The 23,655-nt window shown below is 63.3% G+C and carries 27 protein-coding genes; 11 read left to right on the top strand and 16 right to left on the bottom strand.

The features are described 5' to 3' along the window. Positions 1–11: 11 nt before the first annotated feature. Together AS9A_RS10760 and AS9A_RS10755 are read right to left on the bottom strand one after the other, a co-directional pair. Positions 12–824 carry an alpha/beta fold hydrolase gene (locus tag AS9A_RS10760; RefSeq protein WP_013807022.1) on the bottom strand — a complete coding sequence of 271 codons (813 nt, stop codon included), beginning with the start codon at positions 822–824 and terminating at the stop codon, positions 12–14. Further along, complete coding sequence (locus tag AS9A_RS10755; RefSeq protein ID WP_013807021.1) at positions 821–2,344, bottom strand: flavin-containing monooxygenase; 1,524 nt, start codon at positions 2,342–2,344, stop codon at positions 821–823. Before AS9A_RS10755 ends, AS9A_RS10760 begins: the two co-directional genes overlap by 4 nt. Positions 2,345–2,372: 28 nt before the next feature. Here AS9A_RS10755 and AS9A_RS10750 point away from each other — a divergent pair, with 28 nt between their 5' ends. After that, positions 2,373–3,482 (top strand): helix-turn-helix domain-containing protein, encoded by a 1,110-nt coding sequence (locus tag AS9A_RS10750; RefSeq protein WP_237707911.1) that lies wholly within the window; start codon positions 2,373–2,375, stop codon positions 3,480–3,482. A gap of 2 nt (positions 3,483–3,484) precedes the next feature. Beyond that, on the top strand, positions 3,485–3,952 hold the full coding sequence (locus AS9A_RS10745; protein WP_041451027.1) for a DUF6653 family protein: 468 nt from the start codon (positions 3,485–3,487) through the stop codon (positions 3,950–3,952). A 292-nt stretch (positions 3,953–4,244) separates the two neighbouring features. Here the strand turns inward: AS9A_RS10745 and AS9A_RS10740 are convergent, their stop codons facing one another. Beyond that, complete coding sequence (locus tag AS9A_RS10740) at positions 4,245–4,856, bottom strand: TetR/AcrR family transcriptional regulator (protein WP_013807018.1); 612 nt, start codon at positions 4,854–4,856, stop codon at positions 4,245–4,247. Positions 4,857–4,942: 86 nt separating this feature from the next. Here AS9A_RS10740 and AS9A_RS10735 point away from each other — a divergent pair, with 86 nt between their 5' ends. After that, complete coding sequence (locus tag AS9A_RS10735) at positions 4,943–5,740, top strand: alpha/beta hydrolase (protein ID WP_013807017.1); 798 nt, start codon at positions 4,943–4,945, stop codon at positions 5,738–5,740. Positions 5,741–5,876: 136 nt separating this feature from the next. Next, positions 5,877–6,092: a hypothetical protein gene (locus AS9A_RS10730; RefSeq protein WP_013807016.1), complete on the top strand. Its 216-nt coding sequence runs from the start codon at positions 5,877–5,879 to the stop codon at positions 6,090–6,092. Here the strand turns inward: AS9A_RS10730 and AS9A_RS10725 are convergent. Both AS9A_RS10725 and AS9A_RS23835 read right to left on the bottom strand, forming a co-directional pair. After that, complete coding sequence (locus tag AS9A_RS10725) at positions 6,089–6,355, bottom strand: hypothetical protein (protein WP_013807015.1); 267 nt, start codon at positions 6,353–6,355, stop codon at positions 6,089–6,091. The two genes, AS9A_RS10730 and AS9A_RS10725, sit on opposite strands and share 4 nt — an antisense overlap. A gap of 302 nt (positions 6,356–6,657) precedes the next feature. After that, a complete protein-coding gene (locus tag AS9A_RS23835) occupies positions 6,658–7,020 on the bottom strand; it encodes a hypothetical protein (RefSeq protein ID WP_148262445.1) in 363 nt (120 codons plus the stop codon). Between the two features lie 110 nt (positions 7,021–7,130). On the opposite strand from AS9A_RS23835, the gene AS9A_RS10710 reads away from it, so the two are divergent. Next, positions 7,131–7,565 (top strand): hypothetical protein, encoded by a 435-nt coding sequence (locus AS9A_RS10710; protein ID WP_148262444.1) that lies wholly within the window; start codon positions 7,131–7,133, stop codon positions 7,563–7,565. A gap of 669 nt (positions 7,566–8,234) precedes the next feature. Here the strand turns inward: AS9A_RS10710 and AS9A_RS10705 are convergent. Genes AS9A_RS10705 through AS9A_RS10695 form a run of 3 tightly spaced genes read right to left on the bottom strand, consistent with a single transcriptional unit; the run spans position 8,235 to position 11,169 of the window. Beyond that, a complete protein-coding gene (locus tag AS9A_RS10705) occupies positions 8,235–9,014 on the bottom strand; it encodes an SDR family oxidoreductase (RefSeq protein ID WP_013807012.1) in 780 nt (259 codons plus the stop codon). Then, the gene (locus AS9A_RS10700) at positions 9,011–10,255 is read right to left on the bottom strand and encodes a wax ester/triacylglycerol synthase domain-containing protein (protein WP_013807011.1); all 1,245 of its coding nucleotides are present in this window, start codon (positions 10,253–10,255) and stop codon (positions 9,011–9,013) included. Before AS9A_RS10700 ends, AS9A_RS10705 begins: the two co-directional genes overlap by 4 nt. Next, positions 10,252–11,169 carry an alpha/beta hydrolase gene (locus AS9A_RS10695; protein ID WP_013807010.1) on the bottom strand — a complete coding sequence of 306 codons (918 nt, stop codon included), beginning with the start codon at positions 11,167–11,169 and terminating at the stop codon, positions 10,252–10,254. The genes AS9A_RS10700 and AS9A_RS10695 overlap by 4 nt, the downstream gene beginning before the upstream one ends. Positions 11,170–11,293: 124 nt before the next feature. On the opposite strand from AS9A_RS10695, the gene AS9A_RS10690 reads away from it, so the two are divergent. Then, positions 11,294–11,839, top strand: a complete 546-nt coding sequence (locus AS9A_RS10690) for a TetR/AcrR family transcriptional regulator (RefSeq protein WP_041451023.1) — start codon at positions 11,294–11,296, stop codon at positions 11,837–11,839. A 53-nt stretch (positions 11,840–11,892) separates the two neighbouring features. Here the strand turns inward: AS9A_RS10690 and AS9A_RS10685 are convergent, their stop codons facing one another. Continuing rightward, positions 11,893–12,369 (bottom strand): winged helix-turn-helix transcriptional regulator, encoded by a 477-nt coding sequence (locus AS9A_RS10685; protein ID WP_013807008.1) that lies wholly within the window; start codon positions 12,367–12,369, stop codon positions 11,893–11,895. 162 nt (positions 12,370–12,531) lie between these two features. Between AS9A_RS10685 and AS9A_RS10680 the strand changes: the two genes are divergently transcribed. Next, positions 12,532–13,413 carry an alpha/beta fold hydrolase gene (locus AS9A_RS10680; protein ID WP_013807007.1) on the top strand — a complete coding sequence of 294 codons (882 nt, stop codon included), beginning with the start codon at positions 12,532–12,534 and terminating at the stop codon, positions 13,411–13,413. Here the strand turns inward: AS9A_RS10680 and AS9A_RS24605 are convergent. From AS9A_RS24605 to AS9A_RS10665, 3 genes are all read right to left on the bottom strand, one after another. Further along, positions 13,358–13,612, bottom strand: a complete 255-nt coding sequence (locus tag AS9A_RS24605; protein ID WP_237707910.1) for an SDR family oxidoreductase — start codon at positions 13,610–13,612, stop codon at positions 13,358–13,360. The two genes, AS9A_RS10680 and AS9A_RS24605, sit on opposite strands and share 56 nt — an antisense overlap. 205 nt (positions 13,613–13,817) lie before the next feature. Further along, a complete protein-coding gene (locus tag AS9A_RS10670) occupies positions 13,818–15,839 on the bottom strand; it encodes an NADPH-dependent 2,4-dienoyl-CoA reductase (protein ID WP_013807005.1) in 2,022 nt (673 codons plus the stop codon). A 53-nt stretch (positions 15,840–15,892) separates the two neighbouring features. Then, positions 15,893–16,783 (bottom strand): TlpA family protein disulfide reductase, encoded by an 891-nt coding sequence (locus tag AS9A_RS10665; protein ID WP_013807004.1) that lies wholly within the window; start codon positions 16,781–16,783, stop codon positions 15,893–15,895. 132 nt (positions 16,784–16,915) lie between these two features. Here AS9A_RS10665 and AS9A_RS24970 point away from each other — a divergent pair, with 132 nt between their 5' ends. Both AS9A_RS24970 and AS9A_RS24340 read left to right on the top strand, forming a co-directional pair. Next, positions 16,916–17,080: a TetR family transcriptional regulator gene (locus tag AS9A_RS24970; RefSeq protein ID WP_083826519.1), complete on the top strand. Its 165-nt coding sequence runs from the start codon at positions 16,916–16,918 to the stop codon at positions 17,078–17,080. Further along, positions 17,031–17,183 (top strand): hypothetical protein, encoded by a 153-nt coding sequence (locus tag AS9A_RS24340; RefSeq protein ID WP_192808215.1) that lies wholly within the window; start codon positions 17,031–17,033, stop codon positions 17,181–17,183. Before AS9A_RS24970 ends, AS9A_RS24340 begins: the two co-directional genes overlap by 50 nt. Positions 17,184–17,627: 444 nt before the next feature. On the opposite strand, the gene AS9A_RS10660 is transcribed toward AS9A_RS24340, so the two are convergent. Then, positions 17,628–18,179, bottom strand: a complete 552-nt coding sequence (locus AS9A_RS10660) for a TetR/AcrR family transcriptional regulator (protein WP_158307356.1) — start codon at positions 18,177–18,179, stop codon at positions 17,628–17,630. A 187-nt stretch (positions 18,180–18,366) separates the two neighbouring features. Here AS9A_RS10660 and AS9A_RS10655 point away from each other — a divergent pair, with 187 nt between their 5' ends. After that, positions 18,367–19,776, top strand: a complete 1,410-nt coding sequence (locus tag AS9A_RS10655; protein ID WP_013807001.1) for an MFS transporter — start codon at positions 18,367–18,369, stop codon at positions 19,774–19,776. 446 nt (positions 19,777–20,222) lie between these two features. Here the strand turns inward: AS9A_RS10655 and AS9A_RS10650 are convergent, their stop codons facing one another. The 3 genes from AS9A_RS10650 to AS9A_RS10640 all read right to left on the bottom strand — a co-directional run bounded on the left by AS9A_RS10650 (position 20,223) and on the right by AS9A_RS10640 (position 23,000). Further along, positions 20,223–20,819 (bottom strand): TetR/AcrR family transcriptional regulator, encoded by a 597-nt coding sequence (locus AS9A_RS10650; RefSeq protein WP_237707909.1) that lies wholly within the window; start codon positions 20,817–20,819, stop codon positions 20,223–20,225. A 115-nt stretch (positions 20,820–20,934) separates the two neighbouring features. Beyond that, on the bottom strand, positions 20,935–22,116 hold the full coding sequence (locus AS9A_RS10645; protein ID WP_013806999.1) for an acetyl-CoA C-acyltransferase: 1,182 nt from the start codon (positions 22,114–22,116) through the stop codon (positions 20,935–20,937). A gap of 62 nt (positions 22,117–22,178) precedes the next feature. After that, a complete protein-coding gene (locus AS9A_RS10640) occupies positions 22,179–23,000 on the bottom strand; it encodes a crotonase/enoyl-CoA hydratase family protein (protein ID WP_013806998.1) in 822 nt (273 codons plus the stop codon). Between the two features lie 27 nt (positions 23,001–23,027). Here AS9A_RS10640 and AS9A_RS24100 point away from each other — a divergent pair, with 27 nt between their 5' ends. Beyond that, complete coding sequence (locus AS9A_RS24100; RefSeq protein ID WP_013806997.1) at positions 23,028–23,195, top strand: hypothetical protein; 168 nt, start codon at positions 23,028–23,030, stop codon at positions 23,193–23,195. Positions 23,196–23,655 lie beyond the last annotated feature (460 nt).

Raw genomic sequence — 23,655 nt, 5'->3', positions numbered from 1 at the left:
ATGACCATTGGTCAGTCTTTCTTCGCTAGGGGACTGCTCGTCTCGCTGGACACGAGCTGGTTGAGAATCGGTGCTGCGCAGCGAGCGGGATCGTCGTTGAAGGGGATGTGCCCGCACTTGTCGAGGACGACGTGCTGCGCGTGCGGTAGTTGTCGTTGCGCTCGGCGACTCTGCGGTCGGTAGATGAGCAACCGATCACGGCTTCCCCATGCAATAGTCACCGGGATTCTGTCGGCGACATACTGTGGGTGCTGGCGATACCCACGCAGTGAGGTCATCAGCGTCGAGAATCCGACAGTGTCCAGCACGGCCTCCGCGTCGTCGAGAGCAACACGGGGGTCCAGCTGTCCCGGTCTTCCGATCACGAGTCCGAACAGGAGCGAACGCGTGGGGACCGCACGCAGTAGGGCCGGCAGTCCTGGTCGGAGCGCCGCGCCGAGTGCGTGAAGGCTGCGCATGGCCGCTTGAAACCACACGTCACCAGGGAAGGACCAGAATCCGGCCGGTGAGAACGCAGTTACCGATCGAGCTAGCCCTCGTCTGCCTAATTCCAACGCGATGGATCCGCCGATCGAGTTTCCGGCAATATGCGCGTCCACCCCGAGTTCTGCGATGAACTCGGCGACTGAGTCAGTCAGCGATTGAATGGACGGATTCGATAGGGCCGGTGTCCCACCGCACCCGGGCAAGTCGATGGCAATGACGTCAAAGTGATTCGCCAAAGCCGGAGCGATCGGGTCCCACACTCCGAGTCGGCCGCCAGTGCCGTGAATAAGAACGAGTGGGTCACCCTCGCCGCAGCGCGTGTAAGTCAACGTGGTCACAGTCGATCCGATGCTGTGGATTTCGCGCCGTTAACCGACGTCTCGCGGTCAATGGCCCAGTCGCTGTGATCGATCGCGGCAAGCATCTCCTTATGGCGGGCGATGCTCCACGGCCAGATGGTGGGCGTTCCATCCGGGCCCATGTACCAGCTGTCGCATCCCCCGGTCACCCAGATGGTTTCGGGCATTGCTTTGCGAACTTCCTGGTTGAACCTCTCGGTGGCGTCGGTGGTGGGCGACATCGAGTCGAACAGTCCCTCGGTCCATTCGTGGATGCGGTTCATCGCGAACTCGATCTGTGTTTCGGCGACTCCGAACAGGGACTGGTTCCCGAAGGGTGACTGCGGGCCGATGAGGGTGAAGAGGTTCGGAAAGCCGGGAAGTGCTACCGATCGGTACCCGTGAACCCGCGAGTCCCAGAGTTGGGAGAGTTTGGTGCCGTCGGCGCCGATGAGCTCCATCGGACGCAGATACAGCTGGGTGTCGAACCCGGTTGCCATCACGAGAACGTCGAGTTCGTGGAGCTTGCCGTCGGCAGTGACGATCCCGTCGGGCTCGATCCGCACGATGGCGGTATCGACGAGATCGACGTTGTCGCGCTGGAACAGCTTGTAGAAGCCGCTACCGATCACCAGCCGCTTGCATCCGGGCTGATAGTCGGGGGTGAAACGTTTGCGCAACTCGGGATCGCGGATGGTTCGCAGATGCAAACGGCAGGCGCCACTGATCATTCGGCGCTGCCAGCCGTCGCGAATCATGGCATTTCCGTATGGCTTTACCGTGATCTGGTCCCAAGCACGGCCCTCGAACTTGAAAAGCTCGGGCCAACGTCGGTGGATCGCTCGAATGACCTTCGGGTAGGTGAAGTTCTTCCACGGCAGGATCCACTGCGGTGTGCGTTGATACAACTCGAACGAGGATGCTATTGGCGCAAGGGCTTTCGTCAGCTGCAAGCCGGTCGACCCGGTTCCGATGACGCCGATACGCTTGCCTGCGACATCCACGGAGTGGTCCCATTCGGCGGAGTGGAATCGGTCGCCGGCGAAGGTTTCGAGTCCGGGAATGTGCGGTGTTCGAGTACGGACCAGGACGCCGGTCGCGGAAATGACGAAGTCGTACTCGGCGACATCTCCGCGGTCGGTCATCACGATCCAGCGGCCATCTTCCCAGCGCGCTTCTGTGACCTCGGTGTCGAATGACGCCGAATCGCGAAGTCGGTATTTCTCGCCTAGATCGTCGAAGTATTGCCAGATTTCCGAGCCCGAGCAATGGAGCTGCGACCAGTCCGGGTTAGGCGCGAAGGTGTACTGATAGTTACGTGAGGGCACATCGCAGGCGAGGCCTGGGTAGGTGTTCGCAAACCACGTTCCACCGAGATCGCTGCGCCGTTCGTAGATGTGAAAAGAGTCGATTCCGGCCTGCCGGAGCCTAATCGCCATGCCGACGCCTGACATGCCGGCGCCGATGATCGCGATGCGAGGTGCCCGCTTCTGCGGGGCCGATGCGGGCGTCGTAACCATGTTCATACCTCCTGTTTGTGCTGGTCACATGAAGGTATGGGTGCTGCGTCTGGTGAACTATGTGCATATCGGACGGTGTAATGTCATTTCCGGACTCATGAAAACGCCATCTGCGCCGTGGTGGGATCACACCCGCACCGCGACTGCCGCTCGCATCCTGGTCGATCTCGGCGAGGAGTACGGCGTCGCGTCTATGAAGATGCTCGCCGGATCAGGCCTGCATCGCGCTGATCTGGACGACCCGGAAACCGAGATCGAAGCCGGGCAAGAAATGTCTATTGCCCGAAATTTGCTTCGAATCCTTGGCGATCGTCCCGGCCTCGGAGTTCGCGCGGGTAGCCGATACACCCTGGGGAGTCTCGGCTTGTGGGGCTTCACCATGATCACCAGCCCAACGGTGCGTGACCTCGCAAAACTCGGCACCCGCTACGCCGCGCTCTCTTTTGCTTTCATCCGACCGATCTACGAGGAAGACGAAACCCATGGGCGCGTGATCTACGACGCACAGGAGATCCCCGAAGACGTGCGCTCGTTCTTCGTCGAACGCGAGCTAGCGAAAATCCTTGCCCTTGAGCAGGAGATCGTCGGTTCTCGTCCGGGGTTCCACATCGAGACCGTGTTCGGCGACGATCGAGCGTCGGCACTGCAGCGGTTGGCGCCGCGACGCACGGTGCTGAGCGGACGCGCTAATCACGCGCTTGTCTTCACCCGGAAACTGCTCGATGAACGGACGCAGCAAGGCGATCCAGTCACCACGCAACGCTGGCAGGAGCAGTGCGCACAATTGCTCGAACGTCGCCAGAGTCGACGCGGACTTGCTGCGCAGGTCAGGGGGAAGGTGCTCGCAAGGCTTGACGATCCGCCCGGAATGGACGAGATCGCCAGTCAGCTTCATATGGAGGAACGGACTCTACGCCGGAAGCTGACCATGGAGGGAGTTTCCTTTCGGGACCTGGTCGACGAAGTCAGATCTACCCTCGCCATTGAGATGCTTGGAAATGGCCAGCTCACGGTGGCAGAGGTGGCAGTACGGCTCGGATACAACGACGGAGCGGCCTTTTCCCGCGCATTCAAGCGGTGGACTGGCAGTAGTCCCGGACGCCACCGAAATGGCAGCAAGGGTAGGAAGGTGACGTGACGATGGACTGGCGACAGGCCAAGCGGGCGGTGTTTGCGCGGCATAGTAACCCGTGGAGCGCCTGGACGCGCTGGGCAAGTGCCCCGCTGATGCTGATCCCGGCTTGGCGACACAGCTGGCGCGACGCGGCGCTCGTCGGCGCATGGATGGCGATCAATCCGGTCGTGTTCGGCAAACCCGCACACGACCGGGCGTGGTCGACACGGGCGATCCTCGGCGAGGAACTGTGGATCGAACAACTGCCCATGGACACCGCCATGGCCGTCGACGCCGCCGCGACCGCAGCCGGAATCACTGCGATGATCGCGGCCCATCGACACCGAGCCGTCCCTGCTGCAGCCGCCACCGCCGCGATGATGGGGTTGCTGATGGTGTACTGGGAGCTGATGGCCCGGTACCTCGACCGCAACATGGGGGTTGACAGAGATGTGCCCAGTCCCACAAGACTGGTCCGAAATGATTCCCCGTGACCATGCTCCGGACTTTGAACGCGAAAGCGTCCCGCCAGGCTGTGAGAGCGCCTTTGCGGCCGGAGTTCAGTATTCGTTCGGGTTCGAGATCAGCGAGGTCGAAGAACTGTTGAAGTTCGGTGAGGGTGAACGGTCGTACGCGGGGGACGTGGCGTACTCGAGGAACAGGTTGATGTCGGTCTTGCCGGTACCGCTGCATGTTCGATCCGGTCGTATTCAGTCGGTGACGACGCGCTTTCGAGAAACGTGTCAGCAGATGAAGAGGGCGAAATGGGCGGGCCGATGCAGTCGGCTACGTCGCCCCCCTCAGGCCGACAGTGAGGAGGCTGATGGCGTGTTCAAATGCGGCGTTGACCCGCTCACTATCGTCCGTCGCCGCTAGGTCGAGGTGCAATCCACGTACTAATGCAAGCACGATTGTCGCGGTCGTTCGCGCGCGGTCGTGCGTATATCCGAGTGCGAGGAGTGCCTCCTCGATCGGCCGCAGCCAGTCCCGAACCACGGAATCGAGGAACCAGCGGTACTCCAGCGGAGCTCGTAACGCCAAAGCGTATAACTCGAACAGCAAGCCGTACTCCCGCCGCTTCGAGGGATCTAGCCAGCGGTTCCATAGTTTGCTCAGGACCTCGATCGGTCCAGCGTGAGCTAGTTCGGGATCTTCGCGCAGGTCAGCCAGCAGCTGATCGTGAATCTCCCTATTGATGGCCATGACCAGCTCATCCTTCGACCCGAACTGCCGAATCAGCGTCGTGATCGTGACGCCGATACCGTCGGCGAGGGGACGCAAAGTCAGGTCCGCAACGCCGTGGTCGAGGACGTACTCCATGGCAGCGGTAAACAACTCATCCCGGCGGTGAGCCCACCGCGCAGTCCGCCCATCAACAACATCACCGGAGTTGGCCACGTCGCGATCCTACCGCGGATCAGTTAACGAATCGAACGATTCTTTCAATGTTTGTACGAATCGAACGATTCGGATATGTTTGAGTCATGACCAACACCAAACACGTCGTTATCGTGCATGGCACCTGGGGCAGTGGAAGCTTCTGGGTCGAAGCACGCGCTGCGTTCGAGGAGCGCGGTTTCGTCGTGCACACGCCGACCCTCCGCCACCACGAGTTACCGCTGCTCGCCGGATCTACCCAAGTCGCCACCGTCAGCCTCACCGATTACACCGACGACCTCGTCGAATTGTGTGAGTCGCTCGATTCTCCGCCACTGCTCGTCGGGGCTTCACTCGGCGGACTGCTGGTCCAACTCGTCGCTGCGCGCACCCCCCACGTCGGGGTAGTGGCAGCGTGCCCCGCTCCCGCGGCTGGCATCTTCAATCTCTATCCCTCGATGCTCCGCCTGTTCGCCAGGCATTTCGCGCAGCCTCGCCCCTGGGCCAAGCCGCTGTTTCCGGAGTGGGAGGGGTGGGAGTGGGGCTGCGCCAACACCCAGCCGCCAGAGGTGGCTCGAGATATGTTTGCCGAACTCGTGTGCGAGTCAGGTCGCGCCTACTGTGAAATGGCCTTGCCATGGCTCGACCGTCGAAAGGCCGCGCGAGTGAACTTTGATGCGGTCAAGGGGCCGGTCTTGGTTGTTGGAGGCGAGCTTGACCGCGTTGTGGTGCCGGCGATCGGCCGAGCGACGGCTAAGAAATACGCCAACGCGACCTACATCGAGATCCCCGCGTCCGACCATATGGTCCTTTTCGGCGCGGCTCTGCCCACGACGATGGGACATATCGATCGTTGGATGGAATCCAACAAGATCGCGGCGCGGGAAACCTCGGCCGAGGTTTAGCCGGGTCAGCGTCAACCTGGCCTCAGAAATCAAGCCTCGACTCGATATCGTTTACTGGTAACCCTGCGTATTCGATCTCGTCGTACTTCCTGAGAAGTCGGCCTGAAACGTCGTCGGCGCCGGGAGTCCTGAAGGCGTGCCCGCATCTGCAGCCGGGCTGGCGGCAACGCAGATTCTCATGTGGGTGCCGATGGTCTACCTCGGCGGTGCCTCGCTCGTTCTGCTCGACCTCGGCGCCGACCCCCAGCAGCTCGCCTTTGCGGGGTTCTCCCTGGTCGCGGCAGCAGTGCTGATCGGCAGCTCGACACCCCACATGATCATCGCGCGGAGCCGCCCCGACCCCGACGACTAGCAACCCGAGTTGACGAGTGTGTTGTACGCGCGTTCATAGTTGCTCGCGGCCTGCAAGGTGAGGACGTTATTCGGCCCGTACTTGTCGTAAGTCGTGACGAACGTTTTCGCCGTGTAGTCGTAGTCGCTCCACACCTTGGCGCAGTACCTGGCGTGATCGCGTTCCATGGGCGCCGCCTGCGCCGCCCCAGCGCCGAGGCCGGCGAGTGCGCCCGCCAGCGCGATGGCTGTAATGGTCTTGCGGATTGATGACCGAACTTTCATCTGTGTTCCTTTCGGAGGAGTGAGCGGGGTTGTTCCCGCTTGCCTCGTACAGACGACGGCGAGAGAAAAAGGACGCACCTGCACGCTCGAAGACGATTGTCGAATGAACCAAGTGGGGCGAAGTGGAGATCATCGACGCCGGAAAGGCGGAATTGGCCATCGACCGGACCGGACCGATGGACGCTCCGGCGATCCTCCGATCACACACGCTCAACAAGCGACCTGCAGCAACCACCCATGCAGGCGCAGTTCGCAACACCGCGGTAATGCGCCCAAGCCCCGCCGGAGAGAGGTGTCCTGTCTCAAGTTAGTTGAGGCACGGGCCCTGGTTCGGTGGTTTCGCCTGGTCTGCGAATGCCGTTGCGGCGGTGGTTCGTTCGTTGTTTCGGGGGCTCGCGGTGACGCTGTGTCGCGGTGGAGGTAGTACTCGACGAGTGGATCTCCTGTGCCGTAGTAGCTTTGGGCTTCCAGCGGTAGTTGGGTGCGACTGTCGCGCGGACCTCGCGGATGAAGGCGTGCTTGGCGTGGCTGGATTGTGCTGGCAGTGAGTGCCAGTACGGCGAGGCGAGTAGCCGTGTGAGCGAGACGGTTTGGGGATACAGTGACGCGCCGATTCTCGGATCCAGCGAGGACACCGTCCTGATCCCGGGGTGGAAGATGCCCATGTAGTAGTGGTATCTCTCGTTGTGGTCTTGTCTGTCGTGCCACCGCTGGCAGATGTCGGTGGCGTTACGGTAGGCGGTGTCCGCGGCGGCGGGGCCGTGGCGGCGGGGCCGTGGCGTCTGATCAGCCGCCGGTGCCGGGTGTTCGCGGCGAGGATGCCGGGCTGGCTGGCCAGGTTCACGGGGTTCGTGGCGCAGGTGTATTGCGTGGTGAGCCAGCGTTTGTGACGGACGCAGATGATGTCTTCGTAGTAGGCGTAGCGCCAGACTTGTTCTGCACCGGCGCGGTGGGCGGCGCAGTGACTGCAGGCGCGCACGACGAGGCGGTGTCGTGCCGGGCAGTGCGGGTGGGGCTCGCCAGGTCCGGCGTGGGTGAGGTCGGGGAGGGCGTGGCGCAGGGTGCGGGCCGGTTGGCCGCTGAGCCTTGCGAGGGTCTCTGCATTGATCGCGGCGGCCTTGCGCCGGTCGCGAAGATCCGCAGGGCTTCGGGGTCGAGGCGGTTGGCGGCAGCGAGACGGCGCAGGAATGAGGCGAGAGTTTCGTTGTGAACGGGCCGCACCGTTCTGGGCAGCGGGCGCCGGGCGCGTGCGGCCTCGACGATGTCGGTGTTCCGACACGATACGCAGACTTTTACCTGACATAATGTAGATTATCGGTACTTTAATGAGCTGGCATTTCGCGCAACTCGTTCAATCGCCGAACGGTTCGACGCCCCGCCGACCGAACCCGCCTGGCGCGCAGCCCGTGGGTAATGCGCATTCGGCGTCGGCAGGCGGGAACGTTCCCGGGAACGCCCCAGCCGGCTCCAACGTTTCTCGGAACGCGGTCTCTTGATCCGGCTAACGCAAACTCAACCGCTTTTACGCCCCGCTCGACCTAACCTGCCTTTACGTCACGGTGACGTATTTAGATCCTTCAGCCGTTGCAAGATCGAGCGCAGACTCAACTCGGCCAACGCGCCAAGGCGAAAGTTATCTCTGTTCCGCTCTCGCGCCGACCAGTGCCGAACGAGGCCTGGCTGCTCGCGGACATACGCCAATGACGTGCCACCACTCACCCATTTTGCTCGGCCTTTGATTAGTACTTATCTGTCACAGTGACGAATGTCCGAGCGGTTCCGCTGCACTCGAACTTCTGTCGACCAATCCGTCCAACGGCGAAAGAAGCAACGTTCTTTTGCCGTGGTCGGCCTAATGACTCTGCAAATGGCTTGAGGGTCAGGAATGCGCGACCCGCTTGTTGATCTCGCGAATGAGCCATCCCGGAGCCACGCTGGCCAGGGTCATGAGTCCCTGGGCTTGCCGGCCGACAGCCCGGTGCACCCTGTGCGGCAGCCGGGACCGGCTCTCAGCGACCGCGAGGATGGTGTCGGCGACATCGTCGGTGGTGAGCGAAACGCCAAGGTTCCTGGTGCTGGCGATGTCGACGCCATCGACCATCCCGGTGTCGACGAAGAGCGGCCACACCGCGCTGACCTTGATGTCGTCCTTGGCCCATTCGAGCTCGAGCGCCTCGGTAAGTCCCCGGATGGCAAACTTGGTGGCGGAATACGTGGCGAGCTCGGGCTGCCCGTATATCGCAGATGCCGAGGCCAGATTGATCACCTTGGCACCTGGCGTCGTCCGTAGGTACGGGTACGCGATATGACAACCATTGATCATTCCGCCAACGTTGATGTCGAGAATCGCTTGCTGCTCCTCAAGAGGGATCTCGGCGAACGGCCCGGAGGCGAGCACGCCGGCGTTGTTGACCAGCACATCCAGTCGCCCGCCGCTGACGACGGCCAATTCCTCGAGCCGGATCCGCCAGGCTTCGGCGTCGCGGACGTCGAGCCGCTCCGCGATGCCGTCCGGTCCTAGCTCGAGACGCAGCGAGTCGAGGGCGGACTGGTTACGTCCATAAGCCGCAACGCAGTAGCCCGCGCGAGCGAAGCGCAGTGCTGTGGCTCGGCCGATTCCGGCGGTGGCTCCGGTTATGACGACTGTCTTCTTATTCATGTCTGCTCCAGTTCGGGAGTGAGTGGATTCAGGCCCGCCATTGGCGTCGGCCGTCTGTACAGGTCGGTCGTCGTGTCGGTGAGGCGAATGGGTTGTCCGCGCTTGGCCAGCTTCAATGCGCTCATCCGCGAGCCCGATCCCCCGGCCTGCGCCGGTAACGGCGGCACCGACCTCGCCCATCTGGTGTCTACTTCGGCCGCGAGGGCATCGAGCGCCTCCCCCAGGATGGTGACGTTCATGGACGGCCGCTTGATACGGGCTCCCTGCCCAGTCAGGAGGACGACGACTGGTAGCACCATGGTCATGAGCGTGAAAGCTGGTCGCACCGACGGAGCCACTGTCCTCAGGTGGTCTTTGGCCACCTTCATAGACCGGTGCACTGCTGCGAGGCGCTCGACGGGGCCAGCGATGTCGGTGCCCAATACTGACCAAACGAAGCCGACGGCGTTGCCTCCCTCCTGCCCCTCCTCACGCAGGCTCACGGGGACTCCGGCAACCAGCGAACACTCGGGCAGGCCGTCGTGATCGATGAGGTAGCGGCGCAACGCATCTCCACAGGCAGCAAGAAAGACATCGTTCACAGAGACGCCAGAACGCTTGCCGACCGCCTTGACCCGATCCAAGTCGAGCTGCTGGGTCGCGACCCGGCGAGCGTTGGTTACGGGCGTGTTGAGCACAGAAGAAGGCGCCTCGAACGGAACCCGGACGGGCTCACCGGCTGCGTCCTTGCGCCGGAGGCTCGCCAGCCCACGGACGAACGAACCGACAGCCTGGTGCGGCGCAACCTGGGTTCGATCCGCCTTCACCCGCCGGCCCTTCCCCACGGACGGCGGAGCCTGCTGCCACGGAGCGAACCACGTGCCATCCGGGGTCACTGCCAACTGATCCGTTGCGAGCCGAATCCCGTTTACTCTGGTGAGCGCGTGGTGAATCTTGACGTAGATCGCGAAGCGGCGTGGCAGTGCAGTATGCCGGACGTGGTACTCCATGTCGAGCGTCTCGATCGTGCGCGCCGCGGGAACAAGCCGCGAGACCGGACCACCCAGGAGCACCTGGTTGAACGGGCGACGCAGTGGCCGCTGCTCGCGCAGCTCGGCAACGACGGCGGCGACGAACCCGGGCCCTGCAGACTGCGGGATGGTGAACTCCATCAGCATTCCGACGTGCATCGGAGTGTCACTGCTCTCGATTCGCAGGAAAGTCGAGTCGAGGACGGACAGGCGGTATGACTGCCCGCTCATGCCAAGTCCGGGACCGGCGGGACATGAGTGGCGAGAAAAGCGAGCTGGTCAGCGACGACCGTGTCGAAGTGAGGCTCGAGGTAAGGCTCGAAGTGCTGGCAATCGTAGGTACGGATCTCACCCTTGGGGATGCGACGGGCCGCCTTCATCGCGACATCGAACGGAGTGACGATGTCGTGCTTAGCGATCTGCACCAACGTCGGAGCGGTGATCTTGTGGGCGCTGCGGCCCGGAGAGTAGAACGGCACGCGCAAGGCGATGCGGGCGGCGACGTCGTTCTCTCCGAGGAGTTCCTCGTATCGATCGCCGGCTAGTCGCTCGGCCATGGGCAGCGCGTCTGGTGACGTCATCATCGCGACGCTGCCCGGCTCACCGACAGCCGACAGCCGGTGCGGCTCGCGCCCAATAAGAGCCCCGAGCTGATCGCGCACGCCGGCTCCGATCAGACGGGCGATCATCTGCGGGGAGCGCGCGAACGCCGAAGCCGGCCCGCTGATGTGCGGCACCTGAGCGATGACGGCGGCCAGGTCGTGGTCTACGGCGGCCAGATGCAGTGCGTGCCCGCCGCCGAACGAGGAACCCCACGCCACCACGCGCGTAGTGTCGACGCCCTCGATGCTGCGAGCGTAGGCAACGCCGGCGCGCCAGTCCTGCTGCTGGGCACCAATGTCCAGCACCCGCCGCGGCTCACCGGAGCTGTCACCCCAACCGCGGTAATCGAAGACCAGCACGGCGTATCCCGCCTCGGCGAATCGAGCCGCATAGGCGTCCAGGCGCAGCGCCCGAATGGCGGCAAACCCGTGCGCCATGACGACGATGGGCGGGTTCTCGACGCCAGCCGGGCGGTACAGCCAGGCTGCACACGAAGTGCCGTGAGAGTCGAACGTGACGTCCTCGCGGGTGTAACTACTCATTCTGATTCCTTCGATGTTGTTCTTGAACGTCGATCAAGAGCGGCTTGACCTAGGTTAACTCCTTCTTGATTGTTATTCAAGAGCTTCTTGATTGTTATTCAAGAAAAGGCGTAGGCTGATCCGCATGCCTGCCAATAAACCCCGACAGGATCGGGAGGAGAAACGGCTGGAGTTGATCACCGCCGCCCGCCGATTGTTCATCGAGGATGGCTACGAGGCGACGTCGATGAGCGCACTGGCCAAGGCTGCAGGGGTCTCCGGGAACACGATCTACTGGTACTTCGGCGATAAGGATGACGTCTTGGTCGCCGTGCTGAACGCAGTCCTCAGTGACGCGCTGACCGACTACCAAGAGGTGACGGCGCGGCCACTGGAGGAACAGTTGCTGTGGGTCGTCCGCACACTGCAGCAGATGCGGCGGTTGGTCGCCACGGTGCATGCCCGCGCGACGCAGTCGCCAGCCGTAGACGGGTGGCACACCGGGTTTCATCTGATGACGGAAACGCTATTGCGCTCAACGCTGGAGCAGTCCGGCTTGACAGGCGTGAATATCGACGCCGAGGTCAAGATTGCCGTCTTCACAATCGAAGGCTTGCTCAGCCACAACCTCGAGGACGCCGACCAGCAGGCCATCTGCCGCCGCCTGACGCAGCAATGGACCAGCTCGTAAACAGTGACTCCCCCAACTAATTAAGCCGCCGCAGTCAAATACGTCAGAGCGAGCTACGCTCGAGCTGCCGCCGCGATGACCACGTCTGACTCCCCCACCTCATGACCGGCCGCGCAGTGCACGACGGCACGCACCTCGGCGCCACAGCCGGCATGAGTCACGGTCGCGCCACCGCCTTCGGGCCCGTGCTCCACACCCCATTGGATTAAGCCGAGGAGCACCGGCATCAGGTCGTGACCGGCGGGCGTGAGGACGTACTCGCTGCGCGTCCGCTGGCCGGGCTCGCGGTAGGGCTGCTTCTCGAGCACTCCCGCCTCGACCAGCGCGCGCAGGCGCTGCGCGGCGACAGCCTCCGTCACGCCGACCCGCTTCCAGAGCTGATCGAACCGGGTCGCGCCGTAGAAGGCCTCGCGAAGCAAGAGCAGCGCAGTTCGATTGCCGATCACCTCGAGGGCCCGGCTGAGCGGGCACCAATCCCCCAGGGCCGTGTCACCACGAGTAGCCAAGAAACCTTCGAGCTGCACAGTCATACAGACCACCTTACGACACCTGGCTTGCCTTCTCCATAGCCAGACTGTAGGGTACCTGACTATCGGCGGCAGTAGCCAGCGTGCGGGAGCTGACCCGCGCGGCCCCACCTGGGCAAACCTCGGCGGGGCGGCTGCCCATCACAAGCGTCTGAGGAAACCACCATGTCCGAGAGCATCGACACTAAGTCCGGGATCGCGATCCCCGGAACGATCAGCCAGCTTCTTGACCCAATCCCCGGCGGCGACCCCCGGCAGGGCAAACTGCGCTACCTCACTGGTGGAACCGGCGCACCACTCGTCCTGCTGCACACGGTGCGCACCCAGGCCGAGCACTTCCGCCACCTCATTCCGCTTGTCCAGGATCGGTACACCGTTTACGCGCTCGACCTGCCAGGCATGGGCTACTCCGAGATCGTCCCCGGCGTGTCGTACGACGAGCCCGCCATGCGAGCGGCGGTCGTGAACCTCGTAAGCCAACTCGATCTGCGCGACGTCACGCTGCTCGGAGAATCCATGGGCGGCGTACTGGCACTCTCTGCCGCGGCCGACCTCCAGGAGCGGGTGCGGCGCGTCGTGGCAATCAACGCCTACGACTACCCTGGCGGGATCGCCAGGTCCAGCCTCTTGGCTCGACTGGTCATCACCGGCGTGCTCGCGCCCGGAATCGGTCGGGCGATCGCCGGAGTGGAGCCGAAGCCGATCATGCGGGCCATCCTCCGCGGTGGGCTCAGCGACAAGAGTGCACTGCGGGCGGACTACCTCGACGAGCTGCTCAAGGTGGGCCGTCGAGCGGGCTATCCGACCGTAGCCCGTGCCGTATACGGCAACCTTCCGAGCCTCATCGCGGCCCGCTCTCGCTACTCCGAGGTGAGCGCACCGGTCCATCTCATATATGGGCAGAAGGACTGGTCTCGGCGGTCGGATCGAGAGGCGAATCGACTCCTGCTGCCAAACGCCGACTTTGCGGAGTTCCCGCATACTGGGCACTTCATAGCCCTTGAACGACCAGACATCCCCGCCACGCTGCTGACCTCACTGGCATGATGTGATGCGCCGATGTTGGGCGGTGATCATCGAATCGACGACCCGATGCCGATGCCGCCGTCAACGTCGAGCACCCACCTGTGATGTAGGCCGCCTCGGCCGAACACAGGAAAGCCGCTGCGGCCGCTATATCCGACGGCGCCCCCGTCCTGCTGAGCGGGACTTTGGCTACCAGCTTTTCGCGGGCTCGGTGATTCATCGATGCCCACTGCGAAACCTCGGGTAAAGCCGACGACGCCTGACTCGGCGGCAACGTAGTTCACCTGCCCGAAGTTGCCTCGCCAGCTTGCCCATGGACGAAAAGTCGAGACAGACAATCCGATTGTCGCAGCCGTCGAGGGGTTCGCCTTCGGCATCGGCGCGAGCATGCTGCTGCACTGCGACTTGGCTTTAAGTCCGCCTCGTTACAGCGCGGCCGCCAACTCGACTCCCTGGCGGATGGCCCGCTTAGCATCCAACTCCGCCGCGACCTTCGCGCCACCGATCAGGTGTGGCGTAAGGCCATCTGCCACGAGGGCGTCGTAGAGGTCCCGGTTGGGTTCCTGGCCGGCGCAAACGATCACCGTGTCCACCGCCAGGACCGTTGGCTCAGCGGCGATCTCCACGTGCAGACCGTCGTCGTCAACCTTGAGGTAGGAGACGTCGGGAATCATCTTGACTCCTCTGCCGGCAAGTTCAGCCCGGTGGATCCAGCCGGTGGTGAGTCCAAGCCCGGCGCCCACCTTGGTCTTCTTGCGCTGGAGCAGGTAGACCGTGCGCGCTGCGGGTTGAGCTGTCTGCGGGGTCAGCCCACCCGCGGTTTCGTAGTCCGGATCGACTCCCCAATGCCGATTGAACGCCTCAATGTCAAGGCTCGCGGAGGGCCCCTCCTGCGTGATGAACTCGGCGACATCGAAGCCGATGCCCCCGGCACCGATGATCGCAACTGAGCGGCCAGGCACACGGGTGCCCCGCAGAACGTCGAGGTATCCCACGACCTTCGGATGGTCCGAGCCTTCGAGGTCGAGTTCGCGTGGCGTGATGCCCGTTGCGATTACCACCTCGTCGTAGGACGCACCAGCGATGTCCGAGGGTGTCACTGCGCGCCCCAGCTTGACGTTCACCCCATAGGTGTCCAATTCGGTAGTGAAGTGGCGCAGCGTCTCCGCGAACTCCTCCTTGCCCGGAATCCTCCTGGCGACGTCGAACTGACCGCCGAGGGTGTCAGCGGCGTCGTGCAACTCGACCTCGTGACCTCGCTGGGCGGCAGCAAGGGCGAACGCCATCCCCGCAGGTCCGGCTCCGACGACTCCGATCAGCTTGCGCGTGCGCACCGCAGACAGACTGATTAGCGTTTCGTTGCAGGCGCGCGGGTTGACCAGACATGAGGTGATTTCCCCACCGAGAGTGTGGTCGATGCAGGCCTGGTTGCAGCCGATGCAGGTATTGATCCGGGCCGGCCGGCCGGCCCGCGCTTTGATGATGAACGCAGGGTCAGCAAGGAACGGCCGGGCCATCGAGATGAGATCGCTGACACCGTCGGCCAGTAGCTGCTCGGCAACCTCGGGGGTGTTGATCCGGTTGCTGGCCACCACTGGGATACCGACGGCCTGCTTCAACCTTGCCGTAGCGCCCGCGAAAGCGGCCCGCGGCACGGAGGTCGCGATCGTCGGAACCCTGGATTCGTGCCACCCGATACCCGTGTTGATAATCGTTGCTCCTGCGGCCTCTAGTTCTTTGCCGAGCTGCAGGTTTTCCTCCAGAGTCGATCCACCCTCGACCAGGTCGAGTACCGACAGGCGGAAGATGACGATGAAGTCTTCCCCCACGCGCTCCCGGGTACGCCGCATGATCTCGATGGCAAACCGCGTGCGCCGATCGAAGTCACCGCCCCAGTCATCGGTGCGCCGGTTGGTCCGGGCTGCGAGGAAGCTATTGATCAGGTACCCCTCCGAGCCCATGATTTCGACACCGTCGTAACCGGCCTCACGGGCGAATTCGGCGGCCCTCGCAAAGTCGTCGATGGTCTGCTCTATTTCCGGCTCGTCGAGCGCTCGGGGCACGCGCCGGTTGATAGGCGCCTGGATAGCGCTCGGACCGACCAGATCCTGATGGTCGGCGTATCGCCCGAAGTGCAGTATCTGCATGGCGATCTTGCCGTCATTCTGATGCACCGCCTTTGTGATGACCTGGTGCCGGCGCGCGTCCTGCGCCGAGGTCATCGTCGCTCCGTGGGCCACATGGCGGCCAGCGTTGTTAGGCGCAATTCCCCCCGTCACGATTAAGCCCACATCACCAGCGGCGCGCTCGGCATAAAACGCCGCCATGCGCGCGAAGCCATTCGGAGCCTCCTCCAGGCCGAGATGCATGGAGCCCATTACCACGCGGTTCTTCAGGGTGGTGAAACCCAGATCGAGGGGCTCCCAGAGATGAGGGTAGTTGGGCACAGTGCTCTCCTTCGGTTTGGGAGGAAATTATTCTGCAACAAATTGCATTAAATCTAGCAGCGGCTCATTCTTAGTGCAACTAGTTGCAAAACTCGTCGTGGGACAGCGTGGAGCGGCATCAGCAGCAGCCACATGCCGGTGGCCGCGGTAATGCCGATCGCAAGCGTGGCTGTCACAGTCGGTGCGGCGCGCCTTTCACTCGGCAGGAACCGGAAGAGGCTCGACACTGCGATCAACGCGGCTGCCGGTGGCGCGGCTCGCCAGAAGTCGCGCAGCGCTCCGCGACCAGCTGCGCCGAGCGCGACATCCGAATACGCCGCCATCCGGATCAGGGCACGTGCCGTCTGCCCCACCTTCGCTCGCGATGGTGCCCTGCCCGCGATCACGGCACGCAGCGCTTCCTCGATCGGCTCCAGGATGTTCGACCAGTGTGCCCGGAACACGATGATTCCGGACGGATCGATGATGTACGCCGAACTGGGGCGCGCGCCGAACGCGCGGTGCACGGATCCGTGGATGTCGTCGACGGCCACCTCGAAAGCAAACCCATGGTGGCCTTTGAGATTCCGGGCGTTATGCATCTTCTCGCCGATCACGCGAGGCTGCGGAATATCCGCTCCGGGATGCGCCTCCCGTACGTTCACCACAACAAACCGGATCACGTCACCGTACCTGCGGTGCAGGTCCAACAGCCCGCGCCCAGCGCTCTCTGTGACAGGGCACGTCAGTGAACCGAAGACGAGCAGGATGGGGCGGCCGTCCGCGGCGATACTGTCGGTCGTGAACCGGCCGCCCTCAGTCGTGGGCAGGTCGACGTCGGGAATCGCGTCTCCGGCTCCCAGGTCGTTGCTGGGAATGCGCAGATCGCGCATGATGACCTTGAACGTGGGCCGGTCGATGCGGTAGCGGGCGCCTTCGTCGAGGGTAGTGCTCGCTGTGGTCATGGTGCACTCCTTGGTTGAGTTTGCCGCCCGCGCTGTGGCGTGGACATAAACCAGAGTTAAGAATGTGCGACCGGCACTTCATAGAACGATCGCGCCGCATGCTGGTATAGCTGTGCCGTGCGCTGTGAACATATGCGGTTAGGCGAGTTGAAGGACCCACAGTCTCGACAAGCCGTGCCTCACATGGAGCGTCTGCTTGGTTCGGGGACGAGGCTGTTCTACAGACACGGTTATCACGGAACCTCGGTTGACGCGCTCTTGGCCGACGCTGGTGTCCCGAGGCGGACGCGGTGCTAACGATGACCCAGTGCGCATTCGTCGCTGCCTCGCGCTGCGCGAGGACGACTACCTCAACGCGGTGACGCGGAGCCTGGTCAACCTGGTCGCGGTGCGCGCGTAACCCGCGACCCGGCAGGGTCACCTGCAGCGGGGTGATCCCGCCCATCCATCGGCTTCATGTTCGTGGTAGTTATGGCGATGATCCCACTGCTGCCCCTGGGTCGATTACGCCGACGGTGCCGCTGGTCATCGTCTACCTCAAGCGCCTACGATCCGGGCTCCGAAGCGCTGCGACATTCAGGCATTTCTGTACGCGCAGAAGGCTTGCGTGGTGACCGCCAGCGACGCCCTTGCTGGTTACCGGATTCCACAGCGCGGACGCCTCAGTCGGGGGTGACGCAGTGTGTGCCATAGCGCAGCCGAGCACCACCGGGTACTCTGCTCGCCCACCTCCCAGCGACAGATTCGCTGCGCGGTACCAATTGTCGCTGGGAGGTGGGCGACCAGACGCCCCAGGTTCCCGGTTCTCAGGCCTCTGGGAATCGAGAATTCAGACCCCAACGCGTCAGCCTGCGTCATCGAGGAGGCGATGGGTGAGCGTGAGAGCGGCATCAGCGGGCCCGCCGGCGTAGACACCCTCAACGACGAGCCAGATTTGGTCGGCGAGCAGATCGGGGTCCTTGACGTCGAGCTGGGCAACAAGCGCGCGGAGGGCTTCGCGCGAGTCGGTCAGCCACGACCGCGCAATCCGGACGGGTTCGTCGTCTTTGGCCCGCGCCTCGCGCAGGTAGTTGCGTATGGCGCAGCCGACGAAGCGAGGCTGGCGAGCCTGGCTAACCACTTCAGCGACGTACGCATGGAGTGCAGCTGCCGGATCGTCGCGGAGGCCCTCGATTGCCGAGGCGGTCTGAGCTTCACGACGGGCCCCGAACTCACTGAGATAGGCGGCAACGAGGCTGCTCTTACTGGGGAAAAGGCGGTAGGCAGCGTTCTTTCCACACCCAGCCTTCTCAACGATCTCGGCCATGCCCACGGCACTCATACCGCGTTCATAGAAGAGCTGACCTGCGACGGTCAGCAGGCGGTCACGGAGTCCGGGTGTGGGTGGTCGGGGCACAAGACCAGAATAACGGACCGATTGGTCCCGATCCATTGACAGGCACCGGCTGAGCGTGCCAGCATCCTTTCATAACGGACCGCTAAGTCCGTTATTGTCGCTGAAAGGGAACGGCCGTGCATGACTTAGCCATCCTCAATGCCGTGGCTCGGTAATGGTTTCCCGCACCCGTCAATCCGGTCACGAGATGTCGCCCGCGGCGGTTCTCGTAATCGTGTGTACGGGCGTCATGCTCGCTAGCCTCGACCTGTTCATCGTCAACGTCGCGCTGCCGGACATCGCGACTGACCTCGGGGTGCACAGCCTCGCCGACTTGTCGTGGGTCCTCAACGCGTACGCGATCGTCTATGCCGCGTTTCTCGTGATCTTCGGCCGGCTCGCGGACCGCTTCCCCCGTGAGCAGGGATTCCTCCTCGGGGTCGCGATCTTTGTACTAGCCTCCGCAGCGTGCGGCATGGCCACGAGCGTCGCCATGCTGGTCACGTTCCGGGTCGTGCAGGCGGCCGGAGCCGCGCTCCTGACTCCCACGTCGCTGGGCCTGCTGCTGGCGAGCACACCACCTGAACGGCGCCATGCAGCGGTGCGCATCTGGGCCGCGGTCGGAGGCCTGGGCGCGGCGCTGGGTCCGGTGATGGGTGGACTGCTTGTGGCGGCCGACTGGCGCTGGGTGTTCCTGGTCAATGTGCCGATCGGCGTCACAGCGTTGCTTGTCGGCTGGCGCCGGCTCCCGCATGTGCCGGGCCACCCGGTCCCTGTGCCGGACTTGCCCGGCGCACTGCTGATCACGGTCGGGGCGGGTATGCTGACACTCGGACTCGTCAAGGGGGTCGACTGGGGCTGGGGCAGCACAACGACGATCGCGGTGCTGTCTGCCGCGGCGGCCGCCGTGGTTCTCTTCGTGGCCCACACGGCCCGCCACCGCAACCCACTCATCGACCGCAGCTTGTTCGCGCTGCGCGCGTTCACCGGTGCTTCGGCCGTGGCGCTCGTCTTCTCCGTGGCCTTCGGCGCGATGCTGCTCTCGCGCGTGTTCTGGGCGCAGGATGTGTGGGGCTGGTCTCCGTTGCAGACCGGCCTGTCCATGACTCCTGGCCCGCTGATGGTCCCCGTGTTCGCCATGCTAAGCGGGCGTCTGGTCCCCCGGTTCGGTCCGGGGCCGGTGATCGCTGCGGGATGCACCGTCTTCGCGATCGGCGCTGCCTGGTGGGCGTTCGCCGCGGGAGCCGATCCCGACTACATCGGCGGACTACTCGGCGGAACCTTACTGACCGGAATCGGCACCGGCCTCGCTCTCCCAACGATCATGGCGACCGGATCGGCGTCACTTCCCGCACATTCGTTCGCGACCGGCTCGGCGGTGGTGAACATGCTCCGCCAGATCGGCCTGGCCGTCGGCGTGGCCGTATTCATCGCGGTACTCGGCACACCGCAGGAAACGAGCGACGCAGTACACGCCTATGCCGTCACCTCGGTCCTCATCGCGGCGATAGCGCTCGCCGCCGGCTTCATCGCCCTAGCGCTGATGGGGCGGCGCCGGGTGGCCGCGACGCCAACGGACACCCGAGCCGCCGCAACTCAGGCAACGACGACCGGGTAAGGAGAAGGACGTGAAACTGCAAGCATCGCTCGCCCCCCGATTGGGGCACGCACGGACACGCGAGGTTACCTGGCACTCTCCTGGAGTGCTTGCCGCGGCAGGGGCGTAGCTATCCGGACGCGAGCTGCGGGAGGTGGTTAGCCCCGCCGGCGTCGCCTTCTCATCGATCGAGATCAGAGGGAGCTACCTCGAGGCGCACGCTCGTAACCCGGCTAGTGAGCTAGTCGGGCACGCGACGTCCTCGATCGCCATCATTGGCGGGCCAACCTTTGAGCCTCGACTCCGCGATCCTCAAGACCAGCAGTGCGGATAAGAGAAGGGGAAAGCTGTAAACGGGCTAGCACGCAGCCGTGCACCGGTCGGCACCAATCGACCGGTGCCGTGCACCGGTCGGCACCAATCGACCGGTGCACGTCAGGAGGTTTACAGAATCCCAACCCTTGGCTTTAGTCCGCCTGCGCCGCTAGTGCCGCATCGACGAGGACCTCGGCGGCCATGCGCGCATGCAATGCGACCTCTTCACGGTTCGAATGCATCTGCGCACGGACGAAGGCACCGTCCATCAACATCAGCAGCTGTGTGGCCAGCGGCTCAGTCTCACGTAGTCCAGCATCGGCGAGATAACGAGAAAAAGTCTCACGCACAGAATTCTTGTGAGAGACCGCGATCTCGACGAACGGATGCTCAGTGTTCGCCATCTCCACCGCGACGTTGATGAAGGTGCAGCCCCGATAGTCAGAGTCTGCAATCACTTCGCCCAACACGTCGAACACGGCGAGGATGCGTTCCTTCGGCGCATTAGCGATACGCTCGATCTCGCGTTCGAACCGCTCGCGGATCTGCTTATCCTTCTCACGGAGGAACTCTTCGACAAGTCCCTCCTTGGATCCGAAGATCCGGTAGAGGCTCATGATCGGCGTCTGCGCCTCTTCGAGCAGTCGATTGACCCCGACCGCGCGGATGCCCTCCGAGTAGAACAGCTGCGCCGCGGTCATAAGGCGTTCCCGCGGCGCCTGGGCTTTGCTCTTCACCATCCTAGCCATACTCTCAGTGTAGCGAGTGCTCTCTACTGCCCTGCGCACACCAAAGCCAACGTCACCCGATGTCTCGGATGACGTTGGCCCTGCATCGTTGCAGCATTTTGGTTGGGTCCGAAAGTCAGGCGACCTCGAACAGTCCGGCGGCGCCCATTCCGGTTGCCGCACACATCGTCACGACGACATACTTGGCACCGCGTCGCTTGCCTTCGAGCAACGCGTGTCCGGTCATCCGCGCTCCGCTCATTCCGTACGGATGGCCGATTGAAATGGCGCCGCCGTTAACGTTGAGGAGTTCGTCGGGGAGACCCAGCTTGTCGCGGCAGTACGCAACCTGCACGGCAAATGCTTCATTAAGTTCCCACAGACCAATGTCATCCACTGTGAGACCGAATCGATCTAGCAGAGCAGGAACCGCATAGATGGGCCCGATGCCCATCTCGTCAGGCTCGAGGCCGACGCTGGTGTAGCCACGGAAGTACCCCAGGGGCTGCAGCCCTTTGCGCTCGGCTTCGTCACGGCTCATGACAATGACGGCGGAAGCCCCGTCTGACAGTTGACTCGCGTTACCAGCGGTGACGCAGCCGTCTGGACGAGCGACCGGCTTGAGCGCTTGAAGCCCTTCGAGTGTGGTGCCGGGCCGGTTACCCTCATCTTGCGTCAGGGTCACCGTCTCGTAGGACACCGCTCCGGTCTCCTTGTCGACGATCCGTTTCGTCGACTCCATCGGCACGATCTCGTCATCGAATCGCCCCTCAGACTGTGCGCGAGCGGTGCGCTGCTGACTTAGCAGGGAGTATTCGTCCTGTGACTCTCGGCTGACGCCGTACCGCTCGTACACGACTTCCGCCGTGTCGATCATGTGGGTGTAGTAAGTCGGCTTATGCTGTTTGATCCACGGCTCTTCAACCATGGAGTCGAATCCGGGCACCTGAACCATGCTGATGGACTCGACACCTCCGGCCGCAACGACATTCAGCCCTTCGTTGAGCACCTTGTACGTGCCGACGGCGATCGCTTCCAGCCCCGATGTACAAAATTTGCTCACAGTGAGCCCTGGGGTGGTCACCGGAATACCGGCACGAACCGCGATCTGGCGGGCGATATCTCCCCCGGCCACTCCGGATGGCAGGGCTGCTCCCATGACGATGTCTTGTACCTCGTCTAGCTCGATCCCGGCCCTGGCGACGGCGTGCTGCACGACATGTCCACCCAGGGTGGTGGGGTGGGTGTCGTTGAAGGCGCCCCGATAAGCCTTTCCGATCGGGGTACGGGCAGTTGAGACGATGGCAGCTTCACGCATTGTTGATTCCTTAGGTCAGGGATTGATAGTGAGTAGTGCTTCCAGCCGGCAGGCTGGGAACCTCAGCGCCCCTTGTAATCACCGGCGCGGCGTTCCTTGAATGACACCACTCCCTCGACCGCGTCGTCGGTGCCGACGATCTGGGCGCGCAGCTCCGGGACCGAGTCGAAGGCAGATCGGAGACCCTCCTCCGCCGCCTGGCGGGCGACAGTGAGCGTGTGGCGCACCCCGATCGGCGCGGCGTTCGCGATCACTGTCGCAAGCTCTATCGCCCGTTCCCGGAGCCGATCGGCGGGGACCACTTCCTGGACCAACCCGATCCGATGCGCCTCCTTCGCATCGAGAGCTTCCCCGGTCAGCAGGTAGCGCATGCCGTTCCCCCAGCCGACGCGATCGGCCCACCGGGCGGCGCCACCTCCGAATGCGAATAGGCCGCGAAGAACCTCGGGCTGACCGAAGGCCGTGCCTTCTGCGGCGATGATGATGTCTCCGTTCAGCGCCAGCTCGAGTCCGCCCGCGAAGCACATACCGTGGACTGCCGTGACCACCGGTTTCGATACGCGAGCGCCCTCGAGGCCGAATGGATCGTAGTAATCAGGGCCGTAGCTCAACTCGCCGCTTTCGATCAAGCCCTTGAGTCGGGTCAGGTCAGCTCCGGCGCAGTACACGGCACCTTCGCCGTATAACACCGCACACCGCAGGTTTTCGTCTTTGTCGTAGCGGGAGTATGCGTCGGACAGCTCGGAGAGCATCTCGGGCGTCAGAGCGTTGCGTTTATCCGGCCGGTTCAGCCCGATCAGCAACACGCGACCTTGGACCTCGGTGACCACACCGCCGGTCACTTGAGTCGGTCCCGCCTGTACCTCGGTTGCGCTACCTGACATCAGCTGTCCTTTCTTAGGGTTAGCAGAATGATAGAGATCGTTCTCTCCGGCGTCAATGGCGTCCGCCTAGCCCCTATCGACACTCAAGAAATGACTTTCTCGCGCGCTGACCAGCGGAAACACCAAACACGGTGCGTACTTGGCCTGATCGCATTCATCGCATCGCGCAGAGAGGCAGACCTCAGCCTGGCGTGATCAGACGATAGAGGTCAGCCGTCGTGGGCCATTTCCGCAACCACCTGCCGGATGCGCGGATGATTCTCAAGCGCCCACCGCACGGTCTTCGGCGGGCGCCCGAGCAGGGTCTCCAACCGAGATTCGAAAGGAGTTTCGCCGGGTCAGCGCAATCATGTAACCGATTCCTCTGGCTCAGCCGGTGACCAATGCCGTTTTGCCTGACGCGGAGAATACTTCGGGAAACATGGGGTCCTTTCCGAGCGCTCAGGGTGGTTACGCAGCTCAACCAGAAATTGCGTCGATAGAGAGCGGTCGCTATCCTGTTGAGCGTGAGTGCAGATCAAAGCCGCCCGGTAGCCGGACGCGGTAATAGCATCCACGCATCTTGTTGCACAAAACCATCCTGAAGCCGATGGGTTCTTGTCGGCTCCACTCCGTCCGGCTTCGCCGAGACCCACTCCCCGATCGCGCGGCAGGA

Origin of the sequence: Hoyosella subflava DQS3-9A1, from assembly GCF_000214175.1 — a bacterium.
Lineage (GTDB): Bacteria > Actinomycetota > Actinomycetes > Mycobacteriales > Mycobacteriaceae > Hoyosella > Hoyosella subflava.
The sequence above is the reverse complement of the archived record's forward strand: the minus strand, read 5'-3'. Positions and strand labels throughout refer to the sequence as shown.

Excerpts from the sequence above, each read along its gene's own strand:
- AS9A_RS10745 (WP_041451027.1), top strand. The coding sequence starts at position 3,485 with ATGGACTGGCGACAGGCCAAGCGGGCGGTGTTTGCGCGGCATAGTAAC.
- AS9A_RS10655 (WP_013807001.1), top strand. The coding sequence starts at position 18,367 with ATGTCGCCCGCGGCGGTTCTCGTAATCGTGTGTACGGGCGTCATGCTC.
- AS9A_RS10700 (WP_013807011.1), bottom strand. The coding sequence starts at position 10,255 with ATGAGCGGGCAGTCATACCGCCTGTCCGTCCTCGACTCGACTTTCCTG.
- AS9A_RS24605 (WP_237707910.1), bottom strand. The coding sequence starts at position 13,612 with ATGAATCACCGAGCCCGCGAAAAGCTGGTAGCCAAAGTCCCGCTCAGC.
- AS9A_RS10645 (WP_013806999.1), bottom strand. The coding sequence starts at position 22,116 with ATGCGTGAAGCTGCCATCGTCTCAACTGCCCGTACCCCGATCGGAAAG.
- AS9A_RS10705 (WP_013807012.1), bottom strand. The coding sequence starts at position 9,014 with ATGAATAAGAAGACAGTCGTCATAACCGGAGCCACCGCCGGAATCGGC.
- AS9A_RS10725 (WP_013807015.1), bottom strand. The coding sequence starts at position 6,355 with ATGAAAGTTCGGTCATCAATCCGCAAGACCATTACAGCCATCGCGCTG.
- AS9A_RS10695 (WP_013807010.1), bottom strand. The coding sequence starts at position 11,169 with ATGAGTAGTTACACCCGCGAGGACGTCACGTTCGACTCTCACGGCACT.
- AS9A_RS10665 (WP_013807004.1), bottom strand. The coding sequence starts at position 16,783 with ATGACCACAGCGAGCACTACCCTCGACGAAGGCGCCCGCTACCGCATC.
- AS9A_RS23835 (WP_148262445.1), bottom strand. The coding sequence starts at position 7,020 with ATGGGCATCTTCCACCCCGGGATCAGGACGGTGTCCTCGCTGGATCCG.
- AS9A_RS24100 (WP_013806997.1), top strand. The coding sequence starts at position 23,028 with ATGATAGAGATCGTTCTCTCCGGCGTCAATGGCGTCCGCCTAGCCCCT.
- AS9A_RS24970 (WP_083826519.1), top strand. The coding sequence starts at position 16,916 with ATGCGGTTAGGCGAGTTGAAGGACCCACAGTCTCGACAAGCCGTGCCT.
- AS9A_RS10755 (WP_013807021.1), bottom strand. The coding sequence starts at position 2,344 with ATGGTTACGACGCCCGCATCGGCCCCGCAGAAGCGGGCACCTCGCATC.
- AS9A_RS10735 (WP_013807017.1), top strand. The coding sequence starts at position 4,943 with ATGACCAACACCAAACACGTCGTTATCGTGCATGGCACCTGGGGCAGT.
- AS9A_RS10685 (WP_013807008.1), bottom strand. The coding sequence starts at position 12,369 with ATGACTGTGCAGCTCGAAGGTTTCTTGGCTACTCGTGGTGACACGGCC.
- AS9A_RS10640 (WP_013806998.1), bottom strand. The coding sequence starts at position 23,000 with ATGTCAGGTAGCGCAACCGAGGTACAGGCGGGACCGACTCAAGTGACC.
- AS9A_RS10650 (WP_237707909.1), bottom strand. The coding sequence starts at position 20,819 with ATGGCTAGGATGGTGAAGAGCAAAGCCCAGGCGCCGCGGGAACGCCTT.
- AS9A_RS10680 (WP_013807007.1), top strand. The coding sequence starts at position 12,532 with ATGTCCGAGAGCATCGACACTAAGTCCGGGATCGCGATCCCCGGAACG.
- AS9A_RS10690 (WP_041451023.1), top strand. The coding sequence starts at position 11,294 with ATGCCTGCCAATAAACCCCGACAGGATCGGGAGGAGAAACGGCTGGAG.
- AS9A_RS10750 (WP_237707911.1), top strand. The coding sequence starts at position 2,373 with ATGAAGGTATGGGTGCTGCGTCTGGTGAACTATGTGCATATCGGACGG.